This is a genomic window from Myxococcus sp. CA023 (assembly GCF_010998615.1).
GTDB lineage: Bacteria > Myxococcota > Myxococcia > Myxococcales > Myxococcaceae > Myxococcus.
The window spans coordinates 18,869-37,901 of sequence record NZ_JAAEAH010000045.1; the positions used below are offsets into that span (position 1 = coordinate 18,869).

17 protein-coding genes are annotated in these 19,033 nt (G+C 69.3%); 13 read left to right on the forward strand and 4 right to left on the reverse strand.

Going from position 1 to position 19,033, the window contains the following annotated elements; all coding sequences use genetic code 11:
- The first annotated feature begins 46 nt into the window (after window positions 1–46).
- The 4 genes from F8M74_RS20350 to F8M74_RS20365 all read left to right on the forward strand — a co-directional run bounded on the left by F8M74_RS20350 (window position 47) and on the right by F8M74_RS20365 (window position 3,801).
- Window positions 47–796: a YebC/PmpR family DNA-binding transcriptional regulator gene (locus F8M74_RS20350; protein WP_141253727.1), complete on the forward strand. Its 750-nt coding sequence runs from the start codon at window positions 47–49 to the stop codon at window positions 794–796.
- Window positions 797–820: 24 nt separating this feature from the next.
- A complete protein-coding gene (gene ruvC, locus F8M74_RS20355) occupies window positions 821–1,396 on the forward strand; it encodes a crossover junction endodeoxyribonuclease RuvC (protein WP_011554951.1) in 576 nt (191 codons plus the stop codon).
- Window positions 1,393–2,001 (forward strand): Holliday junction branch migration protein RuvA, encoded by a 609-nt coding sequence (gene ruvA, locus F8M74_RS20360; RefSeq protein WP_141253728.1) that lies wholly within the window; start codon window positions 1,393–1,395, stop codon window positions 1,999–2,001. Before ruvC ends, ruvA begins: the two co-directional genes overlap by 4 nt.
- 408 nt (window positions 2,002–2,409) lie before the next feature.
- Window positions 2,410–3,801 (forward strand): ELWxxDGT repeat protein, encoded by a 1,392-nt coding sequence (locus F8M74_RS20365; protein WP_228559861.1) that lies wholly within the window; start codon window positions 2,410–2,412, stop codon window positions 3,799–3,801.
- A gap of 3 nt (window positions 3,802–3,804) precedes the next feature.
- On the opposite strand, the gene F8M74_RS20370 is transcribed toward F8M74_RS20365, so the two are convergent.
- Window positions 3,805–4,884 (reverse strand): hypothetical protein, encoded by a 1,080-nt coding sequence (locus tag F8M74_RS20370; protein ID WP_090493225.1) that lies wholly within the window; start codon window positions 4,882–4,884, stop codon window positions 3,805–3,807.
- A gap of 202 nt (window positions 4,885–5,086) precedes the next feature.
- On the opposite strand from F8M74_RS20370, the gene ruvB reads away from it, so the two are divergent.
- The 6 genes from ruvB (at window position 5,087) to F8M74_RS20400 (ending at window position 12,079) form a co-directional block, all read left to right on the forward strand.
- Window positions 5,087–6,118, forward strand: a complete 1,032-nt coding sequence (ruvB, locus tag F8M74_RS20375; RefSeq protein ID WP_141253730.1) for a Holliday junction branch migration DNA helicase RuvB — start codon at window positions 5,087–5,089, stop codon at window positions 6,116–6,118.
- Window positions 6,119–6,124: 6 nt separating this feature from the next.
- Window positions 6,125–7,600, forward strand: coding sequence for a hypothetical protein (locus F8M74_RS20380; protein ID WP_141253731.1), 1,476 nt, complete (start codon window positions 6,125–6,127; stop codon window positions 7,598–7,600).
- Between the two features lie 469 nt (window positions 7,601–8,069).
- Window positions 8,070–9,014 carry a UDP-3-O-acyl-N-acetylglucosamine deacetylase gene (gene lpxC, locus F8M74_RS20385; RefSeq protein ID WP_011554945.1) on the forward strand — a complete coding sequence of 315 codons (945 nt, stop codon included), beginning with the start codon at window positions 8,070–8,072 and terminating at the stop codon, window positions 9,012–9,014.
- A 47-nt stretch (window positions 9,015–9,061) separates the two neighbouring features.
- Window positions 9,062–10,147 carry a thioredoxin domain-containing protein gene (locus F8M74_RS20390; protein ID WP_141253732.1) on the forward strand — a complete coding sequence of 362 codons (1,086 nt, stop codon included), beginning with the start codon at window positions 9,062–9,064 and terminating at the stop codon, window positions 10,145–10,147.
- 25 nt (window positions 10,148–10,172) lie between these two features.
- Window positions 10,173–11,408 (forward strand): DUF4388 domain-containing protein, encoded by a 1,236-nt coding sequence (locus F8M74_RS20395; protein WP_141253733.1) that lies wholly within the window; start codon window positions 10,173–10,175, stop codon window positions 11,406–11,408.
- 53 nt (window positions 11,409–11,461) lie between these two features.
- Window positions 11,462–12,079, forward strand: a complete 618-nt coding sequence (locus tag F8M74_RS20400) for a hypothetical protein (protein WP_141253734.1) — start codon at window positions 11,462–11,464, stop codon at window positions 12,077–12,079.
- Between the two features lie 43 nt (window positions 12,080–12,122).
- Here F8M74_RS20400 and F8M74_RS20405 read toward each other — a convergent pair whose 3' ends face one another.
- Window positions 12,123–13,712, reverse strand: coding sequence for a leucyl aminopeptidase (locus F8M74_RS20405; protein WP_141253735.1), 1,590 nt, complete (start codon window positions 13,710–13,712; stop codon window positions 12,123–12,125).
- A 141-nt stretch (window positions 13,713–13,853) separates the two neighbouring features.
- Here F8M74_RS20405 and F8M74_RS20410 point away from each other — a divergent pair, with 141 nt between their 5' ends.
- The 3 genes from F8M74_RS20410 (at window position 13,854) to F8M74_RS20420 (ending at window position 16,102) form a co-directional block, all read left to right on the forward strand.
- Window positions 13,854–14,747: a zinc dependent phospholipase C family protein gene (locus tag F8M74_RS20410; protein WP_141253736.1), complete on the forward strand. Its 894-nt coding sequence runs from the start codon at window positions 13,854–13,856 to the stop codon at window positions 14,745–14,747.
- Between the two features lie 90 nt (window positions 14,748–14,837).
- Window positions 14,838–15,620 carry a sulfite exporter TauE/SafE family protein gene (locus F8M74_RS20415; protein ID WP_141253737.1) on the forward strand — a complete coding sequence of 261 codons (783 nt, stop codon included), beginning with the start codon at window positions 14,838–14,840 and terminating at the stop codon, window positions 15,618–15,620.
- A complete protein-coding gene (locus F8M74_RS20420) occupies window positions 15,617–16,102 on the forward strand; it encodes a hypothetical protein (RefSeq protein ID WP_141253738.1) in 486 nt (161 codons plus the stop codon). Before F8M74_RS20415 ends, F8M74_RS20420 begins: the two co-directional genes overlap by 4 nt.
- A gap of 46 nt (window positions 16,103–16,148) precedes the next feature.
- On the opposite strand, the gene F8M74_RS20425 is transcribed toward F8M74_RS20420, so the two are convergent.
- Window positions 16,149–17,024, reverse strand: a complete 876-nt coding sequence (locus tag F8M74_RS20425) for a tetratricopeptide repeat protein (RefSeq protein ID WP_141253739.1) — start codon at window positions 17,022–17,024, stop codon at window positions 16,149–16,151.
- Between the two features lie 8 nt (window positions 17,025–17,032).
- Window positions 17,033–18,652 carry a short-chain fatty acyl-CoA regulator family protein gene (locus F8M74_RS20430; protein WP_141253740.1) on the reverse strand — a complete coding sequence of 540 codons (1,620 nt, stop codon included), beginning with the start codon at window positions 18,650–18,652 and terminating at the stop codon, window positions 17,033–17,035.
- Between the last annotated feature and the right edge of the window lie 381 nt (window positions 18,653–19,033).

Consider the following 19,033-nt stretch of genomic DNA (forward strand, 5'->3'; position numbering starts at 1 on the left):
GCGCGGGGTGCTCCATCCGCTGGGCGCCCGCTGAGGCACACCCACCATGTCCGGTCACAATCGGTGGTCGAAGATCAAGCGCCAGAAGGCCGCGATGGGCGCGACCAAGGGGAAGCTGTACTCCAAGGTCGTCAAGGAAATCACCGTCGCAGCGCGGCTCGGGGGCGGTGAGCCCTCCGGCAATGCCCGTCTGCGCGTCGCGCTCGCCGCGGCCCGCGAGGCCAACATCCCGAAGGACACCATCGAGCGCGCCATCAAGAAGGGCACGGGCGAGCTGGAGGGAGAGAACTACGAGGAGGTGACGTATGAGGGCTATGGCCCCGGCGGCGTCGCCATCCTGGTGGAGTGCCTCACCGACAACCGCAACCGGACCGCGGCCGACATGCGCTCCACGTTCAGCGCGTACGGGGGCAACCTGGGCGCCGAGGGCGCGGTGGCCTGGATGTTCCAGAAGAAGGGCGTCATCAGCGTGAAGCCCGGCCCCTCCGAGGACCAGGTGATGGAGCAGGCCATCGACGCGGGCGCCGAGGACGTCATCATGCTGGGGGACGAAGGCTCCGAAGTGCGCACCGCGGCGGCGGACCTGCACACGGTGGCGGGACGGCTCCAGGAGTCGGGTCTGCCGCTGGGGCAGCAGCGGTGGGTGTTCCTCCCCCAGAACACCGTCGCGCTGGACGTGGACACGGCGAAGAAGCTCCTGAAGCTGCTGGACGCGCTCGAGGAGAACGACGACGTGCAGAACGTGCACGGGAACTACGAAATCGAAGACGCGATGCTGGATTCGTTGTTGCAGTAGCGGAGTCCTGGAACGGAGTGGAACGTGCGCGTGCTTGGCGTTGACCCGGGAAGCCGGTTCATGGGCTTCGGGGTGGTGGAGGAGAAGCGGGGCCGGCTGGTGCACGTGGGCCACGGCGTCATCAAGGGCGACCCGGCGCTGCCGCTGTCGGACCGCCTGCGGGACTTGCACGGCGCCCTGACGGCGGCCCTGGTGAAATACCGCCCGGCCGCGGTGGCGGTGGAAGGCGTGTTCACCTTCCGCAACGCACGCAGCGCGCTGGTGCTGGGGCATGCACGCGGCGTCGCGCTGCTGGCGGCGGCGCAGGCGGGGTTGCCCGTCTTCGAATACGCGCCGGCGAAGGTGAAGAAGGCGGTGGGGGCGGGCGGCGCGGACGGGAAGGACGCGGTGGCGCGGATGGTGCGGACTTTCCTGGAGCTGGATGCGTCGGTGCTGGAGCGCGCGGACGCGAGTGATGCGCTGGCGGTGGCGCTGTGCCACCTCAACCATGGGCGGGCCGCGGTACCGGCGGCGTCCGCGTCGGGCAAGAAGCGCAAGGGCGCGGCGGCGCTGCTGGCGGACCGGCTGGCGCCCGCGTACCGGCGTCCGGAGGCGAGATGATTTCGCGGTTGCGTGGGACGGTGTTGGAGAAGGACCTGGAGGACGCCACCATCGACGTGGGCGGCGTGGGCTACCGGGTGAACTTCTCCTCACTGTCGCTGGGGAAGCTGCCGGCGGAGGGACAGCCAGTGGACGTGCGCGTGCGCACCGTGGTGCGTGAGGACGCCTTCGACCTCTTCGGCTTCCTGACGAAGGGCGAGGAAGAGGTATTCCTGCTGCTCAACAGCGTGTCGCGGGTGGGGCCTCGGCTGTCGTTGATGGTGCTGTCCGGCATGGAGGTACCGGAGCTGGTGGCGGCGCTGTCGCGGGGCGAGGTGGCGCGGCTGGCGAAGATTCACGGCGTGGGCAAGAAGACCGCTGAGCGGCTGGTGCTGGAGCTCAAGGACAAGGTGAAGACGATTCACCTGGAAGCGGTGTCGCGTGGGACCGCGCCGCCCGCCGTCAGCGGCGCCCATGCGGACCTGGTCTCCGCGCTGCTCAACCTTGGCTACAAGCAGCCCCAGGCGGAGAAGGCCGCGGACCTGGCCAGCGAACGGCTGGGGGCGGAGGCCACCTTCCAGGCGCTGTTCCGCGAGGCCCTCAAGGCGCTCCGCTCCGGTGGCTGATCGCTACGACACATCGGGTGTGACGGCGCTGTGACGGCAAAATCCGGGAGAACGGCTGGGCCGTACCGTCCTCTCTCCCGTTGAGAGCTTGAAAGACGCTGGGGCCAGAAGGCCCCAGTGTTGCCCTGTCTGCAGAAGTCGTCAGGCGTCGCGTGATGACGGACAGCAGACGCGATTTCCTACCCGAGTCCGAGTAGGAGCATCCGGCATGGGTGACACTTTCCAGCTCCAGCGGCGAGGGCCGGCACGGCGCCGAGGATGAGGGTTGCATACATGACGTCATGGCGTGCCATTCCTGTGGGGTTGTTGCTGCTTTGCGGGGGAGCGGCGGGGTGTGAGTCGCTGGTGGAAGGTGATGCGGGGGAGGAATGGGCGCGGGCTGTTCCCGGGTCGCAGGCATCTGTCGACGTGTCGACGGAGTCGTCGGGGCGCAAGGAACCCGTCCTGTTTCCGCAGCCCTGGGCGGTGTGCAGCGACACGGCCCAGCGGCTGCGTGACATCCGACCGGGACTGACAGGTTCGCAGCCGCAGGAGCTGGCGCGGGCGGGCGAGGTGCTCGTCTTCAGCGCGGATGACGGCGTGAGTGGCCGCGAGCTGTGGGCCAGCATCGACGGGGCGCGGCAGACGCTCCGGCTGAAGGACCTGCGGCCGGGGCCGGCGGGTTCGCAGCCTCGGAACCTGACGCGGGTGGGGCCCTGGGTCTTCTTCGTCGCGGACGACGGCGTGCATGGCGCGGAGCTGTGGCGCACGGACGGCACGGCGGACGGCACGGTGCTGGTGCGGGACGTGCGGCGTGGGACGGTGGGCGCGGCGCCGGAGTTCCTCACCGAGGTGGACGGCGCCCTCTACTTCACGGCGGATGACGGGGTGTCCGGCCGCGAGCTGTGGCGCACCGACGGCACGGAGAAGGGCACGGAGCGGGTGCACGAATTCCTGCCCGGCGCGGGTTCGCTCGCCCTGAGCCAGTTGACGGCGTGGGGCAAGGGCCTGGCGCTGGTGTCCGCCAACGCCGCGGAGACGGTGCTCTGGTGGGTGGACCGCCAGGGCTGGCCGACGCGGCTGTTCTCCCAGCAGGGCGCCGGGGTGATTTTCGGGCTGACGCCGGCGGGCCGGCACCTGTTCTTCCTGTTGGACCCGGGCACGGAGCAGGCCGAACTGTGGGTGGCGCGCACGGCCCCGCCGTCGGCCGAGCGGGTGCGGACCTTTCCAGGGGACTACCCGGCGTACCTCGCCGCGCTGGATGACACGCTGTACTTCCTGGCGGGTGCGAGCGACTGGTACGGCAACCCAGGCGACGCGATGCACGGCGGCGAGCTGTGGCGCAGTGACGGCTCGGTGGAGGGCACGAGGCTCGTCGGGGACCTCTGGCGGGGACCCCAGGGTTCGATGCCCAAGGAGCTGGTCGCGCTGGGCGGCGAGCTGTACTTCACCGCGGACGACGGCGTGCACGGCCGCGAGCTGTGGCGGACCGACGGCACGGCGCAGGGCACGATGATGGTGCGCGACATCGCGCCGGGGCCGGTGGGCAGCGCGCCCACGGGGCTCAAGGCCGAGTCCGGCTGGTTGTTCTTCTCGGCGGAGACGGCGGGGCACGGGCGCGAGGTCTGGTACAGCGCCGGCCGCCCCTGGGTGACGAGCCGGCTGCTGGACATCGCGCCGGGGGCCGCGTCGTCGAACCCGTTCAACTTCGTGCGCGCCGGCTTCAACATCTTCTTCGCCGCGTCGGACAGAGACAGGGACCAGGAGTTGTACGCGGTGCCCTTCCGCCCCTGGTGGCTCTGCTTCAGCCGGGACTGCTGAGCGCTAGGCGGCCCGCCGTGACGCGGGGGTGGGCCGCACGTCGCCGAAGTTGGGCGCGGGCAGGACGATGGTGGGCGACAACCCGGGCGCCATGACGTGCGCGGTGAGCTGCGAGGACGGGTGGAAGTTGATGAACGCGCCCTCCACGGAGGACGTGCCCGCGAACAGCTTCTCCACCACCATGGAGGAGTACTGGTCCAGGGAGTCCTCGCGCGTGTTTCCGTTGAGGACGACCTCCCAGCCCATGTGCTCGGCGAAGCGCCGCACGCCGGGGATGGCGGACTGGAGCGGCGTGTAGCTCTCCGTGGCCACGCCATTCTCGCTGGTGACGAACACCTCGCGCGAGGTGGCCACCGCCAGCGACATGTTGCCGCGCGTGTGGCCGGGCGTGCTCAGCAGCGCCGCGCCCTGGCCCAGCCACACGTCACCGTCCAGCAGCACCACGCGCTCGCGGGGGATGTCGGCGCCGCCCGGGACGAGCCACACCGCCTGCATGGGGTGCGGCTCCAGGGCCACCTCCCATTCGGCGCGCTGCACCAGCAGCCGTGCCCGGGGGAAGTACGCGGGCATGCCGTCACCGCCCAGCCAGCCGCGCAGGTCCTGGATGTGGAGGTGGTCGAAGGCCAGGTAGTCCACATCCGCCGGGATGAGGCCCAGCGCGGCCAGGTGGCTCTGCACCGAGCCGTGTCGCGTGGACATCACCTTGTCTGAGACGAAGGCGCCGTAGCGCTCGCGCAGCGCGCGGTAGAAGGGGGCGGAGACGCCGCGTTCGTAGTCGGAGGGGTTGAACAGCAGCGTGCGCCGCGCGCCCTCCCGGTCCACGAACTGCACCACCTGCATCCGGTTCGTCAGCATGACGTAGGGCGCCGGAGACGACGCCGCGCCGCTGAAGGCGAACTGGGCGGGGTAGGGGAAGGTGACGAGGTCGCAGGTGGCCACCGCGGCCACCGGGCCTTCCCTCACAAAGGCCTCCCGCGCATCCAACGCGGCCCGGCGGAGCTTCTGGAGCCGGAGCCCGGGCACGGGTTCGGCGCGCGCGCCGGCCAGGGAGGGGAGGGGACGAAACGCAGGGCTCGTGTTCATGCGGTCTCCAGGCTCGACTTTCGCACACGGCAGGCGCACTTCAATCGCCTCGGAGTATCGGCGGGGGGCTGTGCCTGGAACGCTGGGAGAGGGGCCCACCTTCCCCTGCCCGCGCCCGCCTGGCTGGCGGGCCCGGCGGCCCACTGGATGTATCGCCGCCAGATGTGCGGCGACACGCGCGGCCTTCCTGTATAGGGTCCGGATGGTCATGGCGAGGAAGTCCGACACACTCTCGGAAGACGTCCTGCCCGAGGACGTCCGGCTCGAGGCTTCCCTGCGTCCGCGCTCGTTCGACGAGTACGTGGGCCAGGGGCCCGTCGTCGAAAAGCTCAAGGTCTACGTGCAGGCCGCGCGCAGCCGGGGCGAAGCCCTGGACCACTGCCTGTTCTCCGGCCCGCCGGGCCTGGGCAAGACGTCGCTGGCGCACATCATCGCGAACGAGCTGGGCGTGGGAATCCACGTCACGAGCGGCCCCGCCCTGGAGCGCAAGGGGGACCTCGCGGGCCTGCTCACCAACCTCGACGCGCGCGACGTGCTCTTCATCGATGAAATCCACCGCCTCAACGCCGCCGTGGAGGAATACCTCTACCCGGCCATGGAGGACTTCCGGCTGGACATCACCATCGACACCGGGCCCGCCGCCCGGGCGATGAAGATTGATTTGCCGCCCTTCACGTTGATTGGCGCCACCACGCGCACCGGCCTGCTCACCTCGCCGCTGCGCGACCGCTTCCAGATTCAGGAACGGCTGGAGTACTACGACGCCAAGGCACTGGAGAGCATCCTCCACCGCTCCGCGCGCATCCTGGGCATTCCCCTGGACAAGGAAGCCGCGCGCGAAGTGGCCAGCCGCTCGCGGGGCACGCCGCGCATCACCAACCGGCTGCTGCGCCGGCTACGTGATTTCGCGGAGGTGGAAGGCAATGGCAGAATCACCCTGGAGCTGGCGCAGAAGTCGCTGGACAGGCTCGGGGTGGACGCCAGCGGCCTGGACTCCATGGACCGCAAGATTCTGCTGACCATCCTCGACAAGTTCGGCGGCGGCCCGGTGGGCGTGGAGACCATCGCCGCCAGCGTGGGCGAGCAGCGCGATACCATCGAGGACGTGTACGAGCCCTTCCTGATGCAGGAAGGCTTCCTCCAGCGTACGCCGCGGGGCCGGATGGCCACGCACCGCACGTACCAATATTTCAAGAAGCAACCACCGCCCACGCCCCAGGGCAGCCTCTTCTGAGATGCCATGAGCCAGGACACGCCTTCCTCACCGCCCCGCGTCCCCCGCGACTTCTACGCCGACCTGATGCGCGCTTCCCAGACGTCGCGCGCCGGCTTCCTCGCCGAACGCGAGCGCTGGCTGCGTGGCGTGCCCGTGGAGGGGCGGGAGGAGCTGCTGTTCGAGTTCGAGATGCTGCTGCGCGCGGTGGAGCGCTACCTCAACCTCAACACGGTGGTGGACGCGCGCGACAGGCCGCTCGTCACGCGGGACTTCCGCGAGGAACTGGCGGATGTGCGCGACGCCATGGACCGCGCCATCCGCGTTGCGCGCCACCTGCAGGACCCGGACAGCGACCAGAAGATGGTCTTCCGCAAGTACGTGGAGACCCAACTCGCGGACGACCGCGTCCGGCGCGCGCTCATCGAAGAGCAACTGGACCAGGAGACGCCGCCCGAAAGCCTCTTCGTGTTGCGCGAGGCCTTCGACGCGCTGAAGAACCTGCTGGACCACCTGCTCAAGTTGCCGGCGGCGAACCTCGGCCTGTTCCAGGACGTGGGCAAGCTGTCCCTGCGGGAAATCGTCCTCAACCGCTACTTCCGTCCTTTCCGCCCGTTGGAGTTCCGCGTCGAATACGACCGGCTCCGTTCGGTGCGGCTGCTGGACACGCTGGTCACCCTCCAGGAGGAGCAGCGCACCGCCTTCACCACCGCCTTCCTGGGCCTCTTCCGGCTGCTGCACTACCTGGCCTACGTGGACGCGGAGGAGCAGCCGCCCTTCTCCCGCCGGGTGCGCGTGCTGCTGGCGCTGGTGCGCAGCGAGGCCACCGCGCTGGCGTCGTGGATGCACTCGGAGCTGTCTCCGAAGGCCGGCTCCAAGTCCCTGCAGGCCGCCACGCTGCGCGCCGCGCGCGACATCGCCCGAGAGACGGAGCGCGTGGCCCGCGAGGTGCTGGTCAACCTGGACCGCGACGCGGAAGCCCCCTTGCGCGCCGCGTCCGCCTTCACGGCGGTGCTGCGCACGCAGGTGGTGGCGCTGGTGGAGGCGCTGGCGCCCAACGGGGGCCTGGCCGACGGCGTCTTCGACGAACTGATGAGCCCGCAGGAGGCGGCGCTGCGCCTGCGCAAGGACCTGTGGGTATACGCCCAGCTGTGCCGCGCCGCGGAGTCCCACTTGCGCGCCGAGGACGTCCCCGCCGCCGAGCGCGTGCTGGACGCCCTCAAGGGCTTCCTGGGCTACTTCCACGACGGCAGCTACCAACTGCTGCGCTACGGCGACTACGACGCCTTCGACCGCTTCACCTCGCTGCTGGTGGAGCTGCCCTGGCCTCCAGAAGGGCCTGGCATCCGCGCCCGGCTCGGCGAGGACCTGCGGCGTTTCATCCAGACGCTGGAGTCTACCTTCCACGCCGTCAGCCGCCGCACGCACCTCCAGGGTCGGGGCTTTGATCGCCCGGACGCAGAAGCCCTGCGGGACAGGTTCCTCACCACCCCCGCACGCTGATACAGCCCTGTCGTGGTGCTACTGGCCACCCCGCACGACAGCCCCTGTGTGGGAGGGATTGTCACGGTGGGTGTTTGCGTCGTTGAGTTCCTTGCGCTATGGACGCGCCCGTGTTGCATGGAAGACATGGGTTGGTGAGGAGGGGGAGGGCGCGGGGATGCCAAGGACGGGGATGACAAATCCCCGACATCGGTGTCGCGGTTCAGGAGGGAATCAGCAATCCGCTACGGGGGGAGGGGCGCCAGGCCGGAACCGGTGCCCCTGAAGACGCACGAAAAAGCCGAGCAACTCCAAGGGGTTGGAGCCGAATTTCAAGCCCCGCGGCGCTGCCAGGCATGTCACACGGAAGTGGCATGCTGCTTGCTCGACTCGCGCGTCACATCAGACCACTGATGAACGTTTCCAGCCCCTCCGGCGGGTCTGGAGCGGAAGCTCCGCAGCACCGAGAAGCCACGAGGCGACACCCACAATGCGACCGTCCTCCTACAACCAGCGCACTCTCTCGAAGATCGCCTCCCTGCAGGGCGTGGGACTCCACTCGGGTGCCCGGGTGACGCTCACCCTGCGCCCGGCGCCCCCGGGGCATGGCATCGTCTTCGTGCGCACGGACCTCGCCCGCCCGGTGAGCATCCCCGCGCTGGCGGAGTACGTGGTGGACACGTCGCTGGCCACGACGCTGGGGCGTGACGGTGTCCGCGTGGGCACGGTGGAGCACCTGATGGCGGCGCTGGCCGGCATGGGCATCGACAACCTCCGGGTGGAGCTGGACGGTCCGGAAGTCCCCATCATGGACGGCAGCGCGGCGCCCTTCGCGGCGCTCATCCAGAGCGCGGGCGTGCGGGAGCAGGAGGCGCCCAAGGAGCTGCTGGTCATCCGCAAGGCCGTGTCGGTGGTGGACGGCGACAAGCAGGCGTCGCTCACGCCGGCCCGGCACTTCCGCATCAGCTGCACCATCGACTTCGAGCACCCCGTCATCCAGGGCCAGTCCTTCGACCTGGACTTCGGTGACCGGGACTTCGCGCGTGAGATTTCCCGCGCGCGCACCTTCGGCTTCCTGCGGGACGTGGAGAAGCTGAAGCAGATGGGCCTGGCCCGGGGCGGTTCGCTGGAGAACGCCATCGTCGTGGACGAGGTCTCCATCCTCAACCCGGACGGGCTGCGCTTCCCGGACGAGTTCGTTCGCCACAAGATCCTGGACGCCATCGGCGACGTGTCGCTGTTTGGCCGGCCCGTCATCGGCCACATGACGGCGTACAAGACGGGCCACGCGCTCAATCACAAGCTTGTGCGCAAGGTGATGTCCGACCCGAGCTGCTACGAAATCGTTCCCGCCCGCCGCCGCGAGCTGGAGGGCATGGGATTGGGCTTCTCTGGACTGGCCGGCGCGCTGGACTTCGAGCCGCTTGTCGCCTGACGTCATTAACTTGCAGGTCCGGTAAGGCTCGGCTAAGTGGGCGGGATATGCTCAACCGTCCCACCCGCGTCATCCTCGCCGCGCTCCTGGCGGCTACCTTCACCGCCGGCTGTAACAAGGAGAAGGCGCCGGCCACCGCCCCCGCGGCGCAGCAGGCCGCCGGTGAGCCCGCGCCCGACACTGTCGTCGCGACGTTCGGCGACGGGCAGAAGATCACCTACAAGGAGCTCAACGAGCGCCTCCAGGAGCCGCTGGCCAACCTGGAGAAGCAGAAGTCGCAGCTCCTGAAGCGTGGCCTGGACGGCATGGTGACGGAGAAGCTCGTGGATGCCGAGGCCAAGAAGCGTGGCCTCTCCCAAGAGGCGTACCTGAAGGCGGAGATCGACGACAAGGTCCCCGCGCCCACCGAGGAGCGCATCAAGGAAGTCTACGACGGTGCCGCTGGCCAGCTGCCCGAGGGTTCCACCTACGAGCAGATGAAGCCGCAGATCGTGGAGTTCCTGACGCAGCAGCCGAAGCAGGAGCGCGCGCAGGCCCTCTTCGAGGAGCTGCGCAAGTCCGCCAATGTCAAGCTGACGCTGCCGGAGCCGCCGCGTCCCCCCGTCGTCCGCAAGCAGGTGGCCGCCACGGGCGCCGCCAAGGGTGGTCCTGAGGGCGCGCCCATCACCATCGTCGAGTTCAGCGACTTCCAGTGCCCGTTCTGCAGCCGCGCCAACCCGGCGCTGGCGCAGGTGCAGCAGGAGTACGGCGACAAGGTCCGCATCGTGTTCCGCCACTTCCCGCTCGACTTCCACAAGGAGGCGCCGAAGGCCTCCGAGGCCTCGCTGTGCGCGCAGGACCAGGGCAAGTTCTGGGAGATGCACGACCTGCTCTTCGCCAACCAGCAGGCGCTGAGCGTGGACGCGCTGAAGAAGTACGCCGCCGACCTGCAGCTGGACACGGCGAAGTTCAACGCCTGCCTGGACTCGGGTGAGAAGGGCGCCATCGTTCAGAAGGACCTGGCCGAGGGCAAGCAGGCGGGCGTGTCTGGCACCCCGGCCTTCTTCATCAACGGCATCCTGCTGTCCGGCGCGCAGCCCTTCGAAGAGTTCAAGAGCATCATCGACGCGGAGCTGAACGCGCCGAAGAAGTAGTTCCCGGCAGTCGGAGAGGTGGGCAGTGGCGACACGACCCAAAGCCACGCCCCGTCTCGCGGGTGATGCGGCATCGCTCGACCTGGAGCGGCCGCTCGCCCAGGGGTTGTCCCCCTCCCGTCCCCTCCAGGCCTGGTTCCATGGGCCGGAGGGGATGGTCCTCCTCCAGGAGCCGCCCGGCTTCGCTGGCTTCCTCGCCGGCAGCCTGCGCACCCTGTCGGTGGAGGAAGTCTTCGCCCATGTCCTGTCCGGCATCCGCAGCGGCCTGCTGGCGGTGCAGCACGCCACGGGGCGCCGCACGGTGTCCTTCCGGGACGGCCAGGTGGTGTTCGCCACCTCCACGGAGCGCTGGGAGCGGCTGGGCGCGGCGCTGCTCCGCCTGGGCTTGCTGACGCAGGCGCAGCTGACGCAGGCCCTGTCTCGTGTGACGCCGTCGCGCCGCATCGGCCAGGTGCTGACGTCGGAAGGGCTCGTCTCCGAAGCCAACCTGTACAGCGCCATGACGTACGTGGTGCGTGAGGTGGTGCTCAGTCTCTTCGAGCTGGAGGACGGCAGCTTCGTCTTCGTCGAAGGCCCCGCGCCGATGGCGGACGTGGTGAAGCTGCCCGAGCGCACGCGGGACCTGGTCCTCACCGGCATCAAACGGGCGGAGCTGGTGTCGCGCCTGCGTCGGCGCTTCCCGGACGACACGCGCGTCACGCTGGGGCCCGAAGGGCCGCTACCTGGTGAGTCGCGGTTGTTCGCCAGGCTGGCGGACGGGCTGCCGCTGGCCAGCCTGCGCGCGTCCTATGAAGGCGGCCCGCACGCCTTCTACACCTGGCTTGAGGAGGCAGTGCGCGGCGGCAACGTGGCCGTCCACCCCGCGGCGCCGCCTCCGGCACAGGTGCCCGCCGTGGAGGGCATGGCCTGGGAGCTGCTGTCCGCGGAGGAGCGCTACAACCTGTTGTTGTCCCTGGTGCACCGGGCCCTGCGCGAGGCCGGAAAGGACACGGACCTGCTGCGCGGCTTCCTCGACGCGCCGCCGCAGGGCTTGGAGGACGCGTACGCCGGGGTGACGCTGGCGGCGGACGGGCGCGTGGACGTGGCGCGGCTGAGGGCCAACCTCTCCACGGGAGGCGAGGCGGTGGGCCGGGCCCTCACGTTGGAGGCCCTGGACGCCTTCGTGTCCTATGCGTTGTTTTCAGCGCGCAACGTCCTGCCCGCGGACGTGGCGGAGCGGCTGTCCAACACCTACCGCACCCTCCAAGGAGGACTGGCCTAGGGGGTCGCCCGTGCTCACGTTCGCCGTCACGGCGTTTGGGGCGGGGAGCGGGCATGGTCGCGATGCGGAAGTGGGTGTGGGGACTCCTGGCGCTGACGACGGCCTGCAGTGGCGCTCGCCAGGCGGTGAAGCACGGGGGGACCGGCGGCTCCGGGCCCGCCCCATCAGCGGAGGCCGCGAGCGAGGACAGTCGCTCGACGACGCGCCGCTACGTGGACGAGGACCTGGGCTTCGAAATCATCCGGCCCACGGCGGACTGGCAGCTGGACGAGACGAATGAGCGCACGCCGGAGGGGCTCGCCATTCCCGTCATCCTCCGCCACAACGTCTCCGGAGCGCAGGTGGTGTTGCAGGTGGCGCCCGCGGTGGCCTCTCCCACGCAGTTCGCGGAGCGGCTCACCGAAGGGCTCCGCCAGCACCCGGGATTCACCACCACGGACCCGGCGCCCATTCCGCTGTCGGACACCGCGGTGGGCTTCGATTTCCAGGTGGGGGATGGCGTGCACGGCAAGGTGGCCGTGCGTGAAGGCGTCCCCGGGCGCGTGTTGATGATGCTGGCCACCTGGCCAGCGCAGGCCGCGGCGGACGTGCCCCAGAGCGTGGATGCGCTCATCCAGGGCGTCCGCCCGCTCGCGGGGCCGGCGACGGCGTGGAAGGTTCCCCAGCGCTGAGGGCGCCCCTTCATCCAGGACGCCCTCTGTCTGGAAGGCCGCGCTACTTCGCGCGCTTCCGGGCCGGCTTGGCCTTGCTGGCCTTGGGCGCCGCTTCTACGGGCGCGGTGTCCTGCGTCTGCGCGCGCAGGCGGACGTACTCCACCAGAGTGCGCACGCCCACGCCGGTGCCGCCCTTGCTCAGGTAGCCACGCTCCTTGGGGCTGCTCGCCGGACCCGCGATGTCCAGATGCACCCACGGCGTCTCGCCCACGAACTCGCGGAGGAAGATGGCGGCGTTGATGGAGCCACCCCAGCGCTCGCCGGAGTTCTTCATGTCGGCGACCTCGGAGCGCAGGGCGTCCTTCTGCATGTCGCTGATGGGCATGCGCCACATCTCTTCGCCCGCGGTGCGCGCGGCCTGGAGCACCTGCGTCACCGTCTCCTCGTGGTCGCCGAAGGCGCCGACGATGTAGTTGCCCAGCGCGACGACGCAGGCGCCCGTGAGCGTGGCCAGGTCGATGATGGCGGCCGGCTTGTGCTCGGTGGCCCACGTCAGGATGTCGCCCAGAACCAGGCGGCCTTCCGCGTCCGTGTTGGTGATCTCCACCGTCTTGCCCAGGCGCGAGGTGAGGATGTCACCCGGCTTGTAGGCGTTGCCGGCCGGCATGTTCTCGCACGCGCCGATGAAGGCGTGCACGGGGAAGGGCGGCTTGAGCGCGGCGATGACCTTCATGGCGCCCAGCACCGCGGCCGAGCCCGCCATGTCCGTCTTCATATCCACCATGCCGTCCGTCGGCTTGAGCGACAGGCCGCCCGAGTCGAAGGTGACGGCCTTGCCCACCAGCGCCAGCGGCGGCTGCTTGGCGTCGCGCGCGTTCTTGGGCGTGTACGTCAGGTGGATGAGGCGAGGCTCCTCGGTGCTCCCCGCGGTGACGCCGAGGAACATGCCCATGTCGAGCTTCTCGATGTCGCGGCGGCCGCCGATGGTGGCCTTCATCCCGCCTTCCTTCGCGGCCTGCCGCGCGGCCTCGGCCAGCACCGTGGGCGTCACCGCGTTGGGCGGCTCGTTGACGAGGTCACGGGCCCAGTTGGTCGCCTCCGCGACGCGCTGCGCCAGCGTCAGCGCGTCATCGAGCTCGCGCGTGCGCTCCGTCCCCTCGGGGAGCACCAGGGACACCTTGCCCAGCTTCGCGGCGCCCTTCTTCTCCTCGCGCGCGGAGGACTTGTACTTGTCGAAGCGGTAGACGCCCAGCGCCACGCCTTCCACCACGGCGCGCACCGCGTCCTGCGCGGACTCGGTGGCCGGCAGGGCGAACGCCACCGAGGTGACCTTGAGCCGCTGCGCGGCCTTCGCGGCGCGGCCGGCGGCCAGCCGCAGCACTTCCGGGTGGAAGCGGGCGCGGTTTCCCAGGCCCAGCAGCAGCACGCGCTCGGACGACGTGCGCCCCAGGGTGTGCATCACCAGGCTCTGGTCCGCGCGTCCCTTGAAACCTTCCTGGGTGGCGGCGCCGCGCAGGCGTCCTTCCAGGGCGCCATCCGCCGAGGAGAGGGAGGACGGAGCGCTGTCTCCCAGCTCGCCCTCGAAGAGGGGAATGACGAGCAGGTCGCCGCTCGTCCGTGTGGCATCGCCGGAGACGAAGCTGAAGTTCATGGGCCGTGGAACTCCTGAACAGTGAAAAGGCTTGGGCTGGTGGAAAGGGCGCGGACTGTAACGCCCGCCCTGTTACACGCAAAGCGTTGGATTTCATTCGAGCATTGCATTGCTTCGTTGCACTGGGTAGCAGTGTGGGGAATGCCCACGCTGCTGATGCATCTGACCGCCATTGAACGGATGGCCGCCAACCCGGGCGAGCTGCCGGCGGATTGGGTGCGTGCGTTGTCGGAGGACCTGCCGTATGCGCGCTTCGGCGCGGCGCTGCCAGACCTCCCGTTATGCGAAGGCATCCGAGGTGGGCTCGCCGCCTTCCTGCCCGAACGGGAGCTGCCGCACTTCGCGCGGCTGTACCATGAGCGCGCCCCGGTGGGCTTCGGGCTGAAGATGGCGGAGCTGGTGGCCTCCGGCGCGTTGGTGGGCACCGAACCTGGCCTCGCGGTGCTCTCGGGTTACTTCACGCACCTGTGCCTGGACCGCCGTTTGTATCCGGTGGTGGACAGGTTGGTGGTGCGACACCGCCGCCGCGGTGAGCGCGCCCTGGAGGCGCACCGCGACATCGAATGGGCGCAGACGCTCTTCTATCTGCGCGAGCTGCACGGCATGGAGCTGCTCGGCACGCCGCGGCTGCGGGAGAAGTGTCAGGTGGTGAAGCGCCCGGGCTTCCCATGGCGGGGCATTGGCGGCGGGCTCTACGAGCTGGTCCGTTTGTCCTCACAGGAGCGTGTGGGCCAGGCGCCCAGCAAGTCGGAGGTCGATGGCTGGGTGCGCGGCCTCTACGTCTCCGGTCTCTTCCTTTCAAGTCCCATGGGCCGGGCGCGCGCGTTGCCGGCCTATGCGCGGCTGTCGTTCCAGGAGCTGTACCGCAACGACACGTTCGACTTCGCCGCAGAGGTGGAAGGCGCGCTGGAGACGGCGCGTGGCGTACTGCGTCGGTTGCACGGCTACATGGCGAGGGGCACCTTTACGCCCCGTACGCGAGCCCGCTTCCTGGAGGCCTTCCCCGAAGGGACGCTGGGCGCACGGGCGGCGTGATACCCGCAGAGCAGGCGTCCTGGCGAGCCCGGTTCCCCTCGGGGAATGGCGCTGTCCGAAGCGCGAGGCCGCTCCTATCCTCGAAGAGGAATGACGGTCCTACTCCTCATCGCGGTGGGCGCACTCGCGGGTACCTTGGGTGCGATGCTCGGCATCGGAGGCGGAATCGTCCTGGTGCCCGCGCTGGTGCTGGGGTTCGACATTCCTTTGGAGCAAGCCATCCCCGCGAGCCTCATGTGCGTGGTGGCCAGCTCGTGTTCCGCCGCCGCGGGCTATGTGCACAAGCACCTGAGTGACATCCGCCTGGGGCTGTCGCTGGAGCTGGCGACGGTGATGGGCGCCATCGCTGGCGGCATGGTGGCGGCCATGGTGGCGCCGGCGATGGTGGCGGTGGTGTTCGGGCTCTTCACGCTCTACGTGGCGCTGCAGATGTTGCTGCTGCGTTCGCCGCGCCAGGAGCCCGCCGCGATGGACGACTACGCGCCCGCCAACTACCCGCTGGGCATCTCCGGCTCCTTCGTGGCCGGTGGCTTGTCCTCGCTGTTGGGGGTGGGCGGAGGACCGCTCAAGGTGCCGCTGATGGCGTACGGCATGCACGTGCCGTTCAAGGTGGCCAGCGCGACGAGCAACCTGATGATTGGCGTCACGGGCGCCGCGAGCGTTGCCGCGTACGCGTTGAGGGGCCATCTGAAACTGGCGCTGGTGTCACCGTTGGTGGTGGGTGTCCTGGGAGGCGCATATGTGGGCAGTCGGCTGATGCCGAGGGTGCCCACGGCGGTGCTCAAGCGTTTGTTCGCGGTGGTGTTGTTGGTGGTCGCGGGACAGATGCTGTGGAAGGGAGGGGAGGGATTGTGGCCGAGCATCCTGAAGTGAGTGAACCCGAGGAAGCGCGCGCGGCATGTGCTTCCGTGTCGGCGGTGACAGCGGAGCATCCCGCCGTCGCGCGCAACGTGGCAGTCACGGGAGGGGCCGCGTCGCTGACGCCCCCGATGGACGGGGCGCCCATGGCGCAACCGGGCGCGGGGGCGGCGGAGCAGGCGCGGCATCATCACCGAGAGCGCGCGGTGGTGGGCGACCGGTGGATCGCACGGGTGCTGCGCGTCGGCGCGGTGGTCAGCGGCGGAATGTTCGTCCTGTCGCTGGGGCTGGAGGCCATGCCCCAATCCGAGCGCGTGCACGTCGCCATCGACATATTGCGAAAGGGCGCCGCGTCACTGCTGTTGGTGACGCCCGTGGCGCGGCTCGCGGTGGCGGGCACGCTGCTGGGCCTGCGGGGTGAGTGGCGCTACATGGCGATGGCCGTGGGCGTGCTGGGGCTGCTCGCCATCGCGGTGGGCACCGGCATCCAAGCCTAGGAAGAGCGCGTGTGACAGCGCTCTCCCCGGTGTCAGGGAGGAGCGCTCACACGCCGCGCGCGGTGAAGTGGGCCAGGATGTTCTGGACCTTGGCCACTTCGCCCGTCTGACCCAAATCTCCGTAGAGCGGAATCAGTGTCTCGAACTGCTTGCGGGCCGCCGCGAAGTCCTGCTGGTAGTAGCAGGACAGGCCCAAGTCCCAGCGGGCGCGGGCCTCATATGCGTGGTCGTGCACCTCCTGGTACAGCTCCACCGCGCGGAGCAGGTGCGGGCGCGCACCTTCGTGGTTGCCGAGGAGCCCCTCGGACTCGCCCAGCAGCAGGTGGCCCAGCGCGAGCGCCTCCGGGTCCTCGCCCTGCTCCAGCAGCGGCACGGCCTCCAGGAAGCGCTTGCGCGCGGGCTCGTAGTCGCCCTTCTCCATGCGGATGTCGCCGATGTCGATGAGCAGCCGCGCCACCCGCTCCGTGTTTCGCGTCTGGCGCAGGAGGATGAGCGCCTCCTGGTACTTCTCCTCGGCGGCCTCCGGCTGGCCCAGCGAGCGCAGGGACTCGCCGATGCAGGCGCGGGCCAGGGCCTCGCCCTCACGGTCCTTGGACTCGTTGAAGAGCATGGCGGCGCGGGCAATCTGCTCGATGGCGCCGCGGTGATCCTCGAAGTTCGCCTTCACCACGCCCAGCCCCATCAGGGCCTGCGCCTGGCCGGGTTTGTACTTGGCCTCTTGGAACTTCTCGAGCGCCTCTTCGTAGAACTGCCGGCTGGCGGCGTGGTCCTCCAGCAGACCGTGCAGCTCGGCCAGGGTCACCAGACCCTGTCCCACCTCGGTGGGCGAGCCGGTGATGCGCAGCGGCGCCAGCGCGTTCTTCTGCTTCTGGATGGCGTCGAGGATGTGGGTACGTTGGGTGTCTTCGGGCGGGTGGTGCATGGGGGGCCTCAGGCGTCGCCACCCTTGCGGCGGCGGGAGGTCTTGTCCAACGAATCGTCCTTCTCGCTCCCGTCAGTCCCGTTGGCGGCCACGGCCAGGGAATGGGCGCCCGGGTGCCGGTCCCTCTCCACCTTGTCGGCCTTTTCGTGGACGAGGATGGGGGAGAAGAAGCAGTCCTTCTTCGTGTACTCGTCGAAGGCGAAGGCGAAACGGTAGCTGGCCGCCGCGCGTTGGTTGCAGTCGGTGCGCTCGCAGAAGCGGCAGGAGATGCCGGACGGAATGGCGTCCTTGCGCAGGTCCGTCGTGGGCAGGCCGTAGGCCAGGTACTTGGCGTTCTCCGCGTGGGTGCCCAGGCCGATGGAGTACGCGGTGCCCTTGACGATGGAGCCCTCAATCGGCTGGAGCTGCACCTTGGCGAAACAGAAATAGGCGGTGCCGTCCGGCATGATGGAGTACTGCCGCGTCAGCTGGGACGGGTTGAGGAAGGCCAGGTGCACGGCCCACTTGGCGCAGCTGCCGCCGCCGGAGGCGAAGCGGATGCCGGTGCCGCTGTAGCGCTTGGAGATGTTGCCGGCGATGTCCGCGCGCAGGAAGTGGAACGGAAGCCCGGGGCGCTTCGGGTCCGACAGGTTGCACAGGCGGTGGGCCACCGTCTCGTAGGTGGAGCCGAAGATGCTCGACAGCAGCTCCACGTCGTAGCGCGTGCGCTGGACCTCCTTGAAGAAGTCCCCGTAGGGCAGCATCAGAGCGCCGGCGAAGTAGTTGGCCAGGTTCACCTTGATGAGCCGCTGCGTCTCGCCATGGCGCATGCGGCCCGCGTCCAGCACGCGCTCCAGCAGCTTCTCGCGATCCATCACCAGCAGGCCAATGGACGCGGCAATCTGGAACTTCAGCGGCTGTTCGGTGAGGAATGGCGACAGCGTCAGCGTCCGCTCCTCCGGGTCCAACCGCCGCACCACGGACGAGCCGGAGGGGGATGGGTCGTCGAAGAGGACGCGGTAGCCGAAGCGCTCCTCCAGGAGCCGGATGAGCTGACCGCTGGTGAGCTGCCGCTCAAGCCGCACGTCGCGGCGCAGCGCGTCCGCCTGCTCTTCCAGCTCCGGGAAGTAGTTGCGGTGCTTCTCCAGGAAGTCGCTGACCTCGTCGAAGGGCGAGTAGTCGAAGCGCACGCCGGGCGAGGTGCCGTTGCCCGGGCCGCCCTGGGCGCGCGTGCGCTCCTCGACGTTGAGCTGTGCCAGCACGTTCTCCAACTGCGTGCGGGTGTTCTTGTAGAGGTTGAAGAGCGCCGCCACCGTGCCCGCGAGCTTCGGCTCCGCGGAGAGGGACTGGAGCGACTCCGGGTCGATGTCGAGGCTCTTGAGGAGCGGCTCGTCCAGCAGCTTCGCGAGCGCTTCATCCACGCGGCCTTCGCCCAGCGTGGACATGAACTGCTCGGGGTCCTGGTCGAAGTAGCGCAGGGCCTTCCAGAGCAGGGGGAAGGGCATCACCCGCTTACCCTTCTCGATGAGGTTCAGGTACGCGGGGGAAACGCCCAGGTCCTTGGCTGCGTCCGCCTGCTTGATGTTCCGTGCAAGGCGCAGTCCCCGAAGCTTCAGGCCCACGTTGGCGTTCAGTGCGTTGTCGTTCATGGCCGGGTGCGTTGATGCCTTCGGCGATCGCGAATGGCCGCGCGCGCCTCGGGCTCTTTACCCACTCTGCAAATCGATTTACCGATTTGCAATGATCCTTTTCATCCACGAGGACCCCTGTCGGCCCTGCGACGGACCGGTTGGACCGCGGTCGGAACCGGGGTGCCGGGTACATTCAACCTCATGAAATCACTTCCCTTTTGGGGCGTGTGGGGAACCTGTCGCCGCTCTCTCCACAGCGCCTTGTCAAGCATTTACTGATGCGCTGCGGCATGGTCGGGTCGCGTTTCGGTAAAGGGTAAAACGCCGGTTTACAAGAACAGTCCGGGGCTCGGGTGCGATCGAAGGTGGGGACTGAGCGGGGCGCCCGCTGCCAGGGGA

What these genes read in the sequence shown, in the direction of transcription:
- F8M74_RS20425 (WP_141253739.1), bottom strand. Translation starts at nt 17,024, where the DNA reads ATGCACCACCCGCCCGAAGACACCCAACGTACCCACATCCTCGACGCC.
- F8M74_RS20430 (WP_141253740.1), bottom strand. Translation starts at nt 18,652, where the DNA reads ATGAACGACAACGCACTGAACGCCAACGTGGGCCTGAAGCTTCGGGGA.
- F8M74_RS20415 (WP_141253737.1), top strand. Translation starts at nt 14,838, where the DNA reads ATGACGGTCCTACTCCTCATCGCGGTGGGCGCACTCGCGGGTACCTTG.
- F8M74_RS20400 (WP_141253734.1), top strand. Translation starts at nt 11,462, where the DNA reads ATGGTCGCGATGCGGAAGTGGGTGTGGGGACTCCTGGCGCTGACGACG.
- ruvA (WP_141253728.1), top strand. Translation starts at nt 1,393, where the DNA reads ATGATTTCGCGGTTGCGTGGGACGGTGTTGGAGAAGGACCTGGAGGAC.
- F8M74_RS20380 (WP_141253731.1), top strand. Translation starts at nt 6,125, where the DNA reads ATGAGCCAGGACACGCCTTCCTCACCGCCCCGCGTCCCCCGCGACTTC.
- F8M74_RS20390 (WP_141253732.1), top strand. Translation starts at nt 9,062, where the DNA reads ATGCTCAACCGTCCCACCCGCGTCATCCTCGCCGCGCTCCTGGCGGCT.
- F8M74_RS20370 (WP_090493225.1), bottom strand. Translation starts at nt 4,884, where the DNA reads ATGAACACGAGCCCTGCGTTTCGTCCCCTCCCCTCCCTGGCCGGCGCG.
- F8M74_RS20410 (WP_141253736.1), top strand. Translation starts at nt 13,854, where the DNA reads ATGCCCACGCTGCTGATGCATCTGACCGCCATTGAACGGATGGCCGCC.
- F8M74_RS20405 (WP_141253735.1), bottom strand. Translation starts at nt 13,712, where the DNA reads ATGAACTTCAGCTTCGTCTCCGGCGATGCCACACGGACGAGCGGCGAC.
- F8M74_RS20350 (WP_141253727.1), top strand. Translation starts at nt 47, where the DNA reads ATGTCCGGTCACAATCGGTGGTCGAAGATCAAGCGCCAGAAGGCCGCG.
- lpxC (WP_011554945.1), top strand. Translation starts at nt 8,070, where the DNA reads ATGCGACCGTCCTCCTACAACCAGCGCACTCTCTCGAAGATCGCCTCC.
- ruvB (WP_141253730.1), top strand. Translation starts at nt 5,087, where the DNA reads ATGGTCATGGCGAGGAAGTCCGACACACTCTCGGAAGACGTCCTGCCC.